General features: G+C 65.1%; 5 protein-coding genes. 2 read left to right on the forward strand and 3 right to left on the reverse strand.

Features of this window, described 5'->3' with window-relative positions:
- Positions 1-85: 85 nt before the first annotated feature.
- Entirely contained in the window at positions 86-2068 is a 1983-nt protein-coding gene (locus VT03_RS35110) for a cytochrome-c peroxidase (RefSeq protein WP_075094266.1), read from the reverse strand.
- 250 nt (positions 2069-2318) lie between these two features.
- Complete coding sequence (locus tag VT03_RS18040; protein WP_075094267.1) at positions 2319-3491, reverse strand: hypothetical protein; 1173 nt, start codon at positions 3489-3491, stop codon at positions 2319-2321.
- A gap of 527 nt (positions 3492-4018) precedes the next feature.
- On the opposite strand from VT03_RS18040, the gene VT03_RS18045 reads away from it, so the two are divergent.
- On the forward strand, positions 4019-6718 hold the full coding sequence (locus tag VT03_RS18045) for a type II secretion system protein GspD (protein WP_075094268.1): 2700 nt from the start codon (positions 4019-4021) through the stop codon (positions 6716-6718).
- A gap of 656 nt (positions 6719-7374) precedes the next feature.
- On the opposite strand, the gene VT03_RS18050 is transcribed toward VT03_RS18045, so the two are convergent.
- Positions 7375-12927, reverse strand: coding sequence for a protein kinase domain-containing protein (locus tag VT03_RS18050; protein WP_075094269.1), 5553 nt, complete (start codon positions 12925-12927; stop codon positions 7375-7377).
- A 1016-nt stretch (positions 12928-13943) separates the two neighbouring features.
- On the opposite strand from VT03_RS18050, the gene VT03_RS18055 reads away from it, so the two are divergent.
- Entirely contained in the window at positions 13944-14624 is a 681-nt protein-coding gene (locus VT03_RS18055; protein WP_075094270.1) for a PspA/IM30 family protein, read from the forward strand.
- Positions 14625-14816: the final 192 nt, after the last annotated feature.

The following is a 14816-nucleotide window of genomic DNA, read 5'->3' on the forward strand; positions in this document are numbered from 1 at the left end:
CGGGCCGGCTGAAGAGGATCTCTCCAGCCGGCCGCCGCAAAGGTCTCGACCGGTCCGTCCGGGGGGCCGGACGGAGCCGGCGGCATCACTTGACGCGTTCTTCGAACGACTTGAAGGCCGCTCCCCCCGAGGCACCGACGGCGGGGAGCACGAAGTCGTCGTCGATGGCGACGCCTCCGGAGACACCCGTGTGGCCGTTCGGCAGGATCAGTTCGGGATGGTCGAACGGAGCCTTCTGGAACTTGACCCGGTCGTCCGTCAGGGCCTTCAGGAAGGCGACGAGGGCGTCGATCTTCTTGTTGTCACCGCGGATCTCGGGGATGCCGTCGACATCCGGATCGAGGTCCTTGATGTTCTCCTGGAAGAAGTCGCCGCGGCGGGCGTAGAACATCACGACTTCCTTCAGCGTCCGCTGTCCGCCGTTGTGGAAGTACGGGCCGGTCAGTTCGATGTTTCGCAGCGTTGGAGTTTTGAAGGCCCCGTCGACGGCGATGCGATCGTTCCGTCCGATGTTCGGCTTGTTGATCCCCTTGGGGCTCTGACCCTGCTGGACGCGGCGGCTGAGAGCCAGGGGTCCGAAGTCAGGGTTGATCGCCCCGACGCCGAGGTCCTCCGCCGTCGGCCGGACGCCGATGTTGTAGTATCCGTTGTCATAGAAGGCTTCGCCGACCTGCATCGGCATGAACTCGATCTCGTCGCCGCGGACTTCGCTGACCGTTCCGCCGGCGAACTCGGCTCCTCCGTGGCAGTTGATGCACTTCCCTTCGTTCAGGAAGATCGCCAGTCCTTCGAGTTCCGTCTTGTCGAGGGCCTTCTTGTCCCCCTTGGCGTACTTGTCGAACGGCGTCTGGTCGGAGACCAGGGTCGCTTCGTACTGCTGGATCGCCAGGCCGAAGAACAGCGTGAAGTTGGCTTCCATCACGGTGTAGCCATCCGGCGTCAGCTTGGAGCTGTTCCACCACTCGTCCCGGAACGCCGCCTTGATCAGGTCAGCGTAGGCGGACTTGATCCCCTTGCCGGAGGTGTGCCGGTCGGTGCCGAGGACGCTGTCCTTGGCATGGACCTGCTGCAGAGCCAGCGGTCGGAGCGAGAGCATCTTGCGGCCGACTTCCGGGAACGAGCGGCCGAGCCAGCTCATCTCCACGGAGTTCAGCGGCGGGCCGACCGCCTGGGACGCCAGCGAGGAATTGTCGATCAGGATCGACACCTGGCTGATCGTCTCGGTCGTGGTCGGCTTCTTGCCGAGCAGGAGGCCGAGGATCGAGGTGATGAGGCCGGGGCTCGTCGTGGAGGCCTTCCAGACGCGGGCGGTCGGGTCCATGTCGCCGGCGATGTTCACGCCGTTGAAGAACCGGTTGGCCCGGCCGTCCCAGAAGTTCCGGTCGTTGAAGACCGCGTTGATGTTGGTCGGGCTGTTGCGGCCTGTCGCCTGGCGGATGTTGGTCCCGCTCAGGTTGAAGATGTCGTCGGGAATGTTCTGCCCCTTGTCGACGGGGGACTTCTCGACAATGCTCGTGAACTGCTTCTTGACCACGCCCTGCGAGCCGGCGATCTCGCTCGTGTCGAACACGACGGGGTTCTTGTCGGAACGCGGCTCGTGCGGGTTCTTCAGGCGGTGGTACGGAAAGTCCTTCGCCTTGAACTCATAGTTCCGGCCAAAGAACCGCTGCTCCGCCCCGAACTCGTCGACACCGGGATTGATCTGATTGACCGTCCGCAGGTCGGCCCCGGCGTGCCAGTGGCACGTCGCGCAGGCGGTCTTGCCGTCGCTTCCCAGCTGCATGTCCCAGAACAGCGCCTTCCCGAGCCGGATGGCCGCGGCGTTGTCCTTGACGTACTTGTCGAGGTCGGGCGGCGTCGGGACCTTCACGTCTTCGAGAGGACCGGGAGCCACGTTCTCGACCTCGGGTCCTTCCGGAGCCGGGGCCCCCGGCTGGCCCAACAGGAGGCCCAACAGGCCTTTCTTCGCTGGAGCGGTCGCGGAGGCAACCGAAGCTCCCAGCGCGCTGCAGGCGAGGCCCATCAGGAGGGCCCGTCGCAGCCTGGAATAGTAAAGCCATTTCGTCATTCGCGATCTTCCTTTGCACTGAAGTCAGAACATCTCGGCGGGAACTCCCGGCTCCGGAGAACAAAGCGGCTTGCGGCGAGCGGGGAACCGGCGGGCGCGACGGTTCCGGACGTTGTCGAAGGGGCGCTTCGAATGCGGGGCAGGGAGCTCCCGCCGCGGGAACGCCGGCTCGGCGCCCACCCGCGGGAGGAGTCAAAGGGGGACGAGGCTGTCCGTCGGCCTGAGGACGACGGACGGGAACGCAGGGCGTTCAGCGGGACGAGAGCTGCTCGGGAGCGAGCAGGGTCCGCAGGTCATCCGGCCGCGGCAGACGGACCCGCAGGGCCGTGCCGTCGGTCGAGAGTTCGGTGTTGTTCAGCAGCCGCCGTCCGGTGTGGAGGGCCGGTGTGGCCCCCGTGCCCGAGGCGAGGTCGTCCAGGAGGGCGAGTGTCTGGGTCTTGAGGCTGTTGACCGCCTTTTCGATCCGCGTCGATTCCGCGGCGTCGGCGAAGCCAATCCGGGCATCGACCAGCGCCGGAGAGTCGAGTCCGGCCGCGATCGAGACCGAGCTGGCATTCTTCAGGAGGATCAGGACCGGCTGCAGGGCGAGGGCCGAGCGGTCTCCGCCGGTGCGGGCCAGGAGTGTCAGGATCGACGCTTCCCCGTCGGCGGTCACGAAACCGCAGGCCGCCTTCGGATCGAGAGCCGCGAGGCGCTCGGCCACCGCCGAAGGAGCGGGGGTGTCGAGGACCTCAGGCAGCCGCCGCTCCGGAACGATGAGGTAAGTCTGCGGATCGTGCTCGATGACCGCCATCGCTTCGTGTTCGAGAGTCGATTCGACCTCCCGGTAGTTCCCCTGATCGTCGGCCCGCTCGATGAGAACCGTCTCGGCGGCGGGCGCGACCCGGACGCCACTCCATTCGCCATGGACGAGATCGGTCAGCTCGCGGCCGGCGAACCGGTCGGCCGCAACGTCGATGGCGGTCGTCGGCTCGACGTGCTTCACGACGAAGGTCAGATTCTGCGTCAGCTCCAGTTCCTGCTCGGTCCGGCGGCCGTAGGCGACGATCCATTCGGTCCGCTCGGCGACATCCCGCGGCAGGAGTTCGCCGACGAGGCTCTCCAGGACTGTGAATCGCTCGGAGGCAGCGGTCGCCCGCGGCTGGAAGACAACGGCATAGGCGTCTCCGGCCGTCGCGTAGGGAGCCGCCGACCAGTGAACGGCGGAACGGACCACGGCGGGACGGGCGGGGGCCGTTGAGGCCGAGTGCGGGGACAGTCCCGTGGCCGGTGCGGTGTTGGAACTCGCGGCGCGGCCCGGGACCGACTCGCTCACCGGGGCGGTCCTGGCGACGAGGTTGGGCTCCGAACCGGGGAGGAGAACGCCAATGGCGGTCGCGGCCAGGGCGATGCCGCCCAGCGTCCAGAGGAGATCACGCTTCATGAGTGTGGATCAATCGGTGCGCAGACCGGCAGCGAACGACACGCGTCGCGTGCTGCCGAGGCCCTGCAGTCATGGGAAGGGAGATTGGACTCGTCCGCTCGTTGCGAGTCCGTTTTGCTTAACTGCACGGTAGTTTTCGAAAGCCAATCGCGTCGGCCAGAATTTGCCAGGTTGTCCCAAGTCCCCGATCTCCGACGAAGCATCGTGGCGATTCTACAGCCATGTTGCCGGTCGACTGCCGAGCACCCGGGCGGGTTACGCCGAAGGAAGGGGCTGGAGTTCGCTGAGGCGGCCGGGCTCAGGGCGAAAACCCCGCAAAATCGGCCGGTCCGTGTCCCCATTTGGAAACACGTTCCACCGCCAGGTGGTGGAAAATGCGGCAATCTTCATGAGGCGGGAGGTTCGTCGGCCTCAGCCGGTTGAGGTACCGAGCATCCCTCTTGACCAGTTTTGGCGGACCGGCGGATAACGGCGGTTCGAGTGGGCCCGATTCATGAGGAAGCGGGCTGCCGCTCCGCGAGGACCTCATGCCGTTTGCCGCCCCATCGATCGTCGTTCGCGCCGCATTGCGGCTCGGGATGACGCTCGGCGCGGCGGTGACCGTGGCGATCGGATTCGGCCTGCTGTCGGCGACGGTCGTTTCGGCCCAGGGGCATTCGATCGGCAACGGCGCTCCCTCTCGCCCCCGCTATGAATATTCGGGGAAGATCCAGCAGGCCCAGTACGAACAATGGGCCCAGCTTCCCACCCCGGTCCCCCCCCAGCCCGACCCCGCGGTCCCCTGGCCGGGACACTCGTACCCCGGGGGGCCGCCTCCCTCGGCTCCCCCCCGGCTTCTCCCCCCGGGACCGGCGACCGGTGGCGCCCCGCCTTATCCACCCCTGACTCCCGCCCCGCCGACACGCTCGGTTCCGAGCGACGCCACCAGCTGGACTCCCGTCCCCCAGGCCGATCCGCGGAATGGCTCCGTGCCGAACGGCTTTCCATCGGGGGGCCAGCGATACCCGGGGTACGTCGCTCCCCCGCCGCCGGCCTCCGTCGATTCCTCTCCCGCCGCACAGTCGTTCTCCGGCGTTCCGCCAGGCGGACCCGCGAATGTGGAAGTCACTCCGTTTCCCGGTACGGCCGTTCTCCCCGACACGTCGCCGCGGTACTCCTTCCGCTTCCAGAACGCCCCCTGGACCGTCGTCCTGCGGCAGTTCGCCCGCGACTTCGGCATGTCGCTCGACATGCGGCAGGCCCCTCCCGGGGAACTGAACTACTACGACGAGAACGCCTACTCCGAGTCGCAGGTGATCGACATCCTCAACGATCACCTGCTGCGGAGCGGCTTCGTCCTGACCCGCAACGGCCGCAAGCTCTCGCTCTTCTCATCCGCCGACCCGATCGACGACGGCGCCATCCCGTTCATCACCCTTCCCCAGCTCGACGGATTGGGACGGAACGAAGTCGCGAGTGTCGCCTTCCCCTACGAACTCCTCTCGGAGGGGACGATCACGGAGATGCGGCAGGTCATGAGTCCGCTCGGCCGCGTCCGGACCCTCACGAACTCCCGCCGCGTCATCCTCACCGACACGGGCGACTACCTCCGGCGCATCCGCGACCTCCTCTCCGGCACCGGCGTCGGCGCGGCGGACATCCACACCGTCGCCTTCCGTCTCCGGAACGCTCCCGCCGAGGAAGCCGCGGTGGCGATCAACAACGTCCTCCTGTCCGGGATGGCGGGACCGGTCGGTCCGGCCATCGTACAGGCGGGCGGCGCCCCTCCGCCCGCCATGGCTGGTCCGCAGATCGTGGTGCCGGAGAAAGTCACCAACCGGCTCTTCGCCCGCGGGACTTCGGAAGAGCTGGGGGTCATCCAGCGGCTCATCTGCGAGATCGACGCGCCGCCGCCGCAGGTGTTCATCCAGGCGCTGCTCGTCGAAGTCCAGCTCGGCAACACGGACGAGTTCGGCGTCGAGGTCGGTCTGCAGGATTCGGTCCTGTTCCAGCGAAGCGTGATCGACAACATCCTGACGGTCACCGAGACCGTCACCAGCCCCAACGGCACGCAGACGTCCAACCAGCGGATCGTTTCGCAGACGGCCAATCCCGGTTTCAATTTCAACAACCAGCCGCTCGGCAACAACATCACCGCCAGTCCCTCGACCGTCGGCACCCAGGGGCTGTCGAACCTGGGCGTCGGGCGGATCAACGGAGACCTCGGTTTCGGCGGCCTCGTCCTCTCGGCCGGTTCGGAGTCGATCAGCGTCCTGCTCCGCGCCCTCTCCGCAAAGCACCACATCGACGTCCTGAGCCGACCGCAGATCCGGACCCTCGACAACCACGAAGCAGTGATCCAGATCGGTCAGCAGGTCCCTGTCGTCGACGGTGTGGCGATCACGGGCGTCGGAAGCGCCAACCCGGTCATCCGCCAGGACCAGGCGGGAATCATCCTGCGAGTCATGCCCCGCATCGGTCCCGACGGTCTGGTCCTGATGGACGTCAATGCGGAGAAGAGCGCGTTCCAGCTCGCCCCCGGGACCGGCGTCCCGATCTTCACCGACGCGACGAACGGCAACGTCATCGAAGCCCCCGTGAAGGACGTCACGAGCGCCCAGACCGCGGTCGGGGCCCGGACCGGTCAGACGATCGTCCTCGGCGGAATGATCACCCGCGACAACGCAACGGTGGAGAACAAGGTCCCCTACCTCGGCGACATTCCGATCCTCGGCCACCTGTTCCGGTACGACCGCAAGCAGTCGGTCCGCAAGGAGCTCCTGATCTTCCTGACGCCGCACATTCTCGAAGGCCCGGATCACGAGGCGAAGCTCAAGCTGGATGAATCGAACAAGATCGCCATGCCCTGGCACGACGTGACCGAGATCCACGGTCCCATCTTCGACGACCCGCCGCTGTTCCCCGAGACCTCCGACGCCACCTCAATCCTGGGGCCGCGCGACCAGCAGGCCACGAGCCCGGACGTGACCCCCGCCGCCTCCGCCGATCGCAACGCCGCGGACGCGGCGGTCTCGCGACGCATGCAAAGACAGGGCCCCCCGGTGTCACCGACGGGAGTGGTGCAGGCCTCTCATACGCAGGACCCGGCCGCGACATCCGCATCAGGTCAGGGGACCACACCCGGAGCCAACACGGTGACTCCCCCCGCGACAGTGGTCGGCCCGAAGCAGAAGCCATGGTCAACCTGGGGACGCTGGCAGTCGACAAAGAAGACTCGCGCTCCTTGACGTCCCCCTGAGGCTTGTGGAAGGGGTTCGCATCAGCGCGACCTCGAAACCGCATGTACGTTTCGCCTAACGGCCTGTCACCGAGACGGAACCATCGCTCTCATCCGGCGGAACCTCAGAGCTGGAGAACGAGTGGCCACGGAGAGGTGCGGTGCGCGCAATCCCACCGGTGTCCTGTGGGTGGGTGACGTTCCTCACTGACGAGCAGTCAGTGACAAGTAGCTTTCAGCGTACCGGGCGTCGACGCAATATAAGTCATTGCCATGTATAGACACCCCGGTGGGCTCGAACCACTAACCTTCGGTTCCCTAGGCGACTTTTTTTTACCCGGTTTTGAATCGCGAACTGTCGAGATGCGAGCAGGCTACGATGACCCGCCGTGATCGCAAACTGTCGCAATGATGCTCAGGGAGTCGCGGTGTTCGGCACCCTCAAGGCGGTACTTACGGGTGCCGTAGTCCATCCGTCTTGGTGTTCATAGAGATCTGACGACCCGTCGTCTCATTACCCAGTAATTGGATCGTGTGCGACGGATGGCGATACCTCCCAGGCGGATCTTTGCATGCCTCCGTGGCGAGCACGGTGACCAGGGGAAGTTGGCGGCCGTTCGCAATTGCCGGATTGAGAACACCGGAGGAACGGCGACTCTGGTCGGTTCACCGGGTCGCGGAAAGGTCTTGAATGACGCGTCGCACGCGTTTCCGGAGTCTTCTGTAACTCTCCTGTTGCTCCGACTGACCGCTCCATGGATTCGCCGCCTGTGGCTTTCGGTCGATTTCTTCGAGTCGCTGGACTCCCCGAAGTGCGCGGCGTTCGATGTCGATGAGCAGCACGCGACAAACGTGGTGCAGCACCGGCACTTTGAATCGCATCGGCGGTTCCCCTTTCATCGTTTGCGACTGGGGGAGCTCGTAAACCACCTCGTCAAGGCTTGTGCTGTCGAAGGAAATGGCGATCAGGGTTTTCAGTTCACTCGGGGACAACGCAGCAGCATCGCCGAGCGCGTCGTTCAACTCCGCATCGAAATACAGTGAATCTTCCTGCGCATCGGTCTGTTCGAACTGAGGCCGTTTGGTGGTGACCACGAGAAAGGAGGGGAGAGCATCCCCGGAGGGGAGCGGCTGTTCCGGATGGTCATCGGAGGCGATTGACGTCAGAAGTTCGCGAAGATCGGGGAAGCGAGATTTGAACTCCGCTAGACGGCCGGCCAGGCGTGCGAAGTGCGGACGCGCGGTGATCGAATCTCGCAACTGTTCCGCCTCGCGTCGGACCGCTTCTTCGTCCGTTACCCGGAGCGTGTCATCCAACAGAGACTGCGCGTGGGAAAGCGAGACACTTGGAAGTTGATCGGCGAATACTCCGGCGCTCCACATCCGAACAATACTTCGCGCGTGACGAACGTGCTCGGGCGCCTGCTGGCGGGCTTGCAAAAGGGCGTGCCGCTCGGCGCGATAAGCCGAGAATCGCCTCAGGCCCCACCAGGCTCCGCCGACGAGAAGCAGGAGGACCGCGACACGGCGGATCGCCCGAAACAGCGACCAGTCTGATACGGGGCGATCCGCCTGTTCAGGATCGAGGATGCGACGCATGGCGTCGACGGCTGCCTCTCGAATGCGAGGATCATGCGTCTCGGAGGCCACTTGCGAAATTTCGGACACAGCTGCTCGGGCCATCGGGCCGAAAGTCGCCAGAGTCGCTAGTGAAGCGGCACGGGCTTGCGGATCTCCGGCTCGTAGCGTTTCGCAGAGAGTCGGAATCGTCTGGGGGCCGATCGAGAACAGGAGATGGGTCACGGCAAACACGGTGTGAGGATTGCGACTGCTGAGGAGTGGAGCCACGAGCGGGACCACCGTGTCACCGACTCCGAACAGCAGGAACGCGGCGGCTCTGGCGACCGGTTCATTCTTCGCTGATCGCAGCCGGGCGATCAGCGCCGGTAGCCGGTCGATCAAGATGGGACGGAGGGCGAAACAGTCACGAGCCGTGGACGAACTGATGTGGTTCATCGCGTCTTCCGAAGGGTCGTCGCGAGCGCCGAGGAAACGTTCGACCGCGGCGACGAGTTCCTCATTCCGCGGCGGTGATACCGGCGGTTCAGCCAAGAACACCTCCTTCTCGCCGTCATCTCTCAGTTCCCAGTCCAGCGTCCATTGAGTCACCGAGCCAAATTCGCCGACGAACAGAGACTCGCCGTTGGGACTGAACTGCACGGACCAGGGTTCCTGGTCCGTGTGCATCGACTGCTGACACTCTCCGGTTGCCAGGTCCCAGACGCGGATCTGCCGATCGACACCGACGGTGACGGCGAAGCGCGCATCCGCAGTCAGGTCCGCGGCGAGGACCAGCCCTGGATGGGCATCTATGGAACGGACCCGACAACTGCGACGAACGTTCCAAAGCTCCAATCGCGGGCCGATAGCCCGCAGGGCAAATTCGCCGGTGCGGTCGACGCAAATGGCCAGGACCCGTTGTGCGGCGAGACGGACCGGCCGGTGCATGTAATCCGCACGAGTTTTGAGGAGAGCAGCCACGCCCGCAGCGGACGGGGGCTCGGGCGCCGCCAATCGCATTTCGCGAGAGACTCGAGCCGGGACGAGCGGTCCACTCTCCTCATCGCCGAACGTCGAGAGGCACGCGCCATCGAGCAGGTTCCAGACCCGGATCGTCTGGTCTTCTCCCGCCGTCACCAAGCACAGATCGTCGGGTGTGACGGCCAGCGTCGTGACAGCGTCGGAGTGCCCCGACAGAAGGTGCAGGCGTTCGCCTGTTTCAAGCTTGTAGACCGAGACGGTTCCGTCCGCGCTTCCGGTAACGACGCGGCGGGCATCGCGCGTCATCCGCACCGCGCTCACCAGCGCCTCGCCGACGACGATCGTGCGCAAGAGCTTGCCGGTTGAGACGTCCCACAGCGAGATGTCGCCATCGCCGCCAGCCGCCACCAGTCGTCCGTCGGCCGACAGATCGGCCGACCACGTCATGAAGGCTTTCATCCGGTCCTTCCGGCTCGCGCTGCCAGGCGGTCTCGAAGCGTCCTGCGCTCCGCGATCAAGGGTGGGGGAGACCTCCAGCGTCTGCAGGGAGGCCCCGGTCACCAGATCCTGGATGATGAGCAGACCGTCCCGCCCCGCGGAGAGAACCCGGTCCCCCTGATCATTCGACCGGACCGACTGAACGTACGTCCGTTGCCCCTCCAGTCGGCGGGTTTGCCAAGCCCCGCCGAGCGATCGCTTCTCCAGCCGGCCGTACAGCTTCAACCACGCGGCGAGCAGCCGCGGGTGCCGGCGGCAACCGGGCTGGTCTCTCGCGCGGCGTATCGCTTCCTTGGCCGCGGTGAACTCGCCGGCCGCGAGTCCCTCGGCGGTTTGCCTTTCCGCCGCGCGGACGGTTTGGGCGATCTCCCGCATGCGGTCCGAGTCCAGCGGACGACTCAGCAGGTAGGGAGCGGTCCAGGACGATTCCGGCCACTTCCAGGCCAGCGCCAGGCCCGATTCGGTTCCGGCGAGGATTCGACCACCGTCCGCGCTGATCGCCAGAGCGGTGACATGCTCGGCTCCCATGTGGATCGTCCGCAGGCATCGCCCGGTCTGGACATCCCAGTGACGGACGGTCGCATCGCTTCCTGCTGAAACGAAGTGGTCGAGCTTGGGTGGGCTCGACAAGTGAAGTACGGCATCCTTGTGGCCGCGGAACGTCCGGACTACGCGCGCCATCGGGACGTCCATGAGGGCGATGTCGACATTGTCACACGGCGCCACGAAAAACTGACCGTCGTGATCGAACTCGATCGGACGCCGGGGAAGGAGGCATAACGGAACTCGGGCGACCACAGGGAACGGCTCACCGTCCGACGGCCGCCAAAAACGCATCGCGTCCGATTCGGTCGCCACGACCATATCGTGCTCGCCCAGAAAGCGGAATGTGTTGAACATGTGTTCTACAGGCCCCTTGAGCGTCGCCAGACGCTGCCCAGTTTCGACGCTCCGCAGGGAGCAGGGGGTGTTCTCCAGGAATGGGCCGCCTGCCAAACACATCTGTCCGCTTCTGCTGATCGAGACGAAGCCGATCATTCGGAAACCGGTCCCGACGGACCACCGGCGGATTCCGGATGCCAGATCCCAGCACTGGAGGTGTCCTTCGACATCGATCGAGACGGCGGCCGACCAGTCGGCAGTCACGTCCAGGCCATTGATCGGGGCGGCGTGCTCGCCGAGCGGCGCCGACGGGGCTCCCGTGTCGAGGTCCCACGATCGCAGAGTCCGATCGCTTGAGCCGGTGATCGCGCGGGTCCCGTCGCGGTTCAGACGGACAACATCGACCGAAGCAAGGTGCCCCTCCAGTCGCCGGTTGGATTGGCCGGCGGCCGTAGCCTGTTCCTGAGCTCGACTGCGAACCAGGTCGAACGCTTCCTGGCTGATGGCCTCCAGTTCATCGCAAGCCTTCACTTCCTCCCAGGCCGACGGTCCATCCCCGCACTCGAGGTGCACAAGCGCCTTGAGGTACTGGATGAGAGCGGGGTCAGGATGAGAGGCCGCGATGTCATCGAGCCGCTCCAGCAGGTCGGCATCGGTCAACTCGCCGCGGCGCCAGGCACGGACGCCGGTGTTGAAGACGATCGCCGCGTCGAGCGGATTCGCCTGCTGTCCCTGTTCCCACAGCCGCGTCGCCTCTTCATCCAACCCGAGGTCAAGCATGGACAACGCGTGATTGTTCAGCGAGTCCGCGAGCAGCTCCTGGGCCTCCGGAATCAGCGGCGGATCGTCGCGTCCCGTCACGGCTCGGAAGTGGGCTGACAGTTCCGACACCACGTCCGATATGGATGGCCGGGCGGCCGGATCCTTCGCGAGCAACCGCAGGCAGTATTGGCTGAGATCGACCGGGATGTCACTGCGGAGTTGGTGCGGCTCGGGAGGCGATTCGTACTGGTGAGCCCGCATCAATTCCAGGAGCGCGTGGCGGCCCTCCGGCATCAGTTGCGTGGGATCGCCCGGCCAGGTCCTGGTCCGCAGAGGATCATCCGATGGCGGGGCCTCGCTCGGGGCGGGCTCGGACGGGACGACGTCGGGAATCGGGGCAAACCGTCCACCGGCCCCCAGCGCGAACGGTCGGCGGCCGGTCAACATCTCGAAGAGCATGATCCCGAAGGAATACACGTCCGCCGCCGGTCCGACGGAATCGGAACGGACCCACACCTCGGGGGCTAGATAGGCGGGCGTGCCGGCCATGCTCCCCGTCGCGTTCGCCAGTCCGAAATCCGCCAGCTTGGCCGTCCCCCCGGCGGTCAGCAGCACGTTCGCTGGCTTGATATCGCGGTGAACGAAGCCCGGTCGCTTCTGGGCGGCGTAGTCCAACGCGCGGGCGACCTGAATGGCCACATCCAGTACGGAGTCGATCGCCTTCACGCGGCCCGCTGCCAGGGCCTCTTTCAGACTTCCCCCATCGACTTTCTCCATGACGATGACGGGCACGCCTCCGATCCGCCGGACGTAGTAGGCCGAGACGATATTGGGGTGCAGGCCGAGATCGACCCAGGTACTGGCCTCCGCCGTCAGACGGTCCCAGGCATTGGCTTGAGCGAAGACATCGGGCCGAGGAACCTTCAGCGCGAGCTCCAAATTCCATTTCTCATGCCATGCAAAGTACACGATCGACATGGCTCCGCCGGTGTTCATTGATCGAACGCGGTACGTTCGCTCAATCAGGTCCCCTGCCTGCCAGACCGGAGGCGCCGGCCCGCCGCCTCCGGTCGATTGGGCAGTGGCCAGTTCGAGCCGGGCCACTTCGTGCTCGACACAGGCAGCATTGAGTTCGACGCACTGTTCCAAGGCCGGCCGCGCAGCTTCGAATCCGGCGGCCGTCCGCTTCAGCGCCGCTGCATAGTACAACGACCGGCAGCGCTCCTTGTCGGTCTCGGCCATCTGGAGCACTTCGTCGAGCGACGACTCTCCCAAGATCAGGCTCAGCAGGGCTCGGTCGATCCGGAGCTCGTGAGTGTCCGGAAGCGATGCCAGCAGACGACGTCCCAGATCCGCAGCGGTCTGCGATTGGCCCAGCCTCTGCAGGACGACCAGTCGAATCCGCGCGACCTCCAGGATCACGTGCGTGCCGATGAATTCTTCTGTCTCACGAAGAGCTCCGGCGTAGTCGCCGGCCACATAGGCTTGGATCAATTCGCCAAACGGGAGGGAGTCGGTCGGTGTCGAGCTGGGCATATCGCATCTCCAACTGACGCCTTGGCACAGGCGCCGTGAGGTATCCTGTCGACATCCTCCGGACGACTCGCTGCCGCGAGCTCAATGGCGCCGCGTCTCTGGCTTGAGCTGGAAAATGGCGAGGGGGTGGTAAGACCCCTCAGCCCGGAATGGCTGGTTTTGGTGCCCAGACTCGCGGCACGTCGCGTCGCAAGACGCAGGAGCTTACCAGAAGACTCGGCGCAACGTGGACCATTCCACAACGGCTCGGATTCCGGACGCTTCTGCCCAACCGTTCTTCTTCGTTCCTGTGAGCATGGCCGCGCTCGGGGAGAGTGCGACCTGATGAACACCCGGCCAAGCCGGCGAGGGGAGCGACCGCGACAGTAGCCAAGGTGCGCCCACCAGCCGTTTTCGTCAGCTCAGTTTGGCGGAGGCACTACAGGAGGCGGACTCCATCACAGTTTGCGATCAGCCCATCGGCATCGTCGATCACGACGAGGTTCCCACTGTCGCGGTTGTTTCGAAGGTCGAGATCCGACTGAAAAGGGGTGACGGGCCCCTCGATCCAACGAGAGTGAGCGGAAAGACGTTTCCTTGAGTTTCCACGTGTGCTCGGTGTCGCGCCAAAACGCAGTGCAGGTTGCAGTGGCTGAGCCGGGCGAAGACGCTCGGGAACCCTGCGGTACCGTAGGCGGCTCTATTCGCCCTGCTTCGAAACGAGAAACGTCGAGCATGAATCAGGTTACGTCGGTCTGACAAAACCGCGAGTGATCGCGAACCGTCACAATGGATTGGAGGGAATCGCAGTGTTCCGAACTTCAATCCGGTAGTGGGTGGCTCGAATAAGACGTTTGCTGGCTTCGACGCCAACCAGTTGTGGTCGCGGCAGAGGGTGACGCGGCCGCGAATTCCTGGATTCTCAGGAACTTTCTCAAAACCGTCCGGAAAAACCTACTGATTCCGAGGGGACGTGACATCAACAGGGTAACGCCACCTTTCAATCATCACGCGAGTCAATTCGAAGAAGGTCCACCATGGGCTTGTTCCAGCGGATTTCCGACATCCTGAGCGCCAATTTCAATGAGATGATGGATCGATTTGAAGACCCGGAGAAGATGCTCCGACAGGCGATTCGGGAGATGGAGCAATCGATCGGCGAAGCGACGACGGAAACCGCCAAAGTCCTGGCCAGCGAAAAACTCCTGGCGCGACAGCTCGCGAAGAACCTGGAGGGGGTTCAGGAGTGGCAGCGGCGGGCAGAACTGGCCGTGTCGTCTGGTGACGATGACCTCGCACGCAAGGCGCTGGGACGGAAGCAGGAGCATCAGAAACTGGTCGCCGCCCTCGAGGAACAGCAGGCGTCGTCGGAACAGACCACGCGGACCCTTCGGTGCCAGCTCGAAGCGATGCAGGCCAAGCTGGCGGAAGCCAAGCGCAGCCTCGCCACGCTGGCCGCTCGAAAGCGGGCTGCCGACTTCAAAAAGAAAGTCGAGTCCTCCCACCGCGTGCTGAAAGGGGCGGAGACCTCCGCGGACGCATTCGCCAAGTTCGACCGTTTGAGGGAAAAGGTCGAGCAGGCGGAGGCCGAGGCGGACGCCCTGGCAGACCTGCGGCGCGAGCTGGAGGGGGACTGCGCGGAGCCAATGCGAAACCTCGGCGACCTCGAAATCGACGCCGAGCTGGCGAACCTCAAGAAGCAGGTCCAGGGAGAATGACGGACGGTAGAGGGACGCCGACGAGTGCCGCTCCCGGCGGCGCGGGCCAGCGTCGGCGACCCTCCTCCCGGACGGTGTTCTCGTCGCGGCGAACTGCGGGCGTTACGCTAGAGCGAGAACACCGTCGTGTCTTCGAGACCCTGATCGTCTTCGCGCGGCGCTGAAGCGAGAGCACCGCTGCCGGGTGTTCGG

The organism is Planctomyces sp. SH-PL14, assembly GCF_001610835.1.
GTDB lineage: Bacteria > Planctomycetota > Planctomycetia > Planctomycetales > Planctomycetaceae > Planctomyces_A.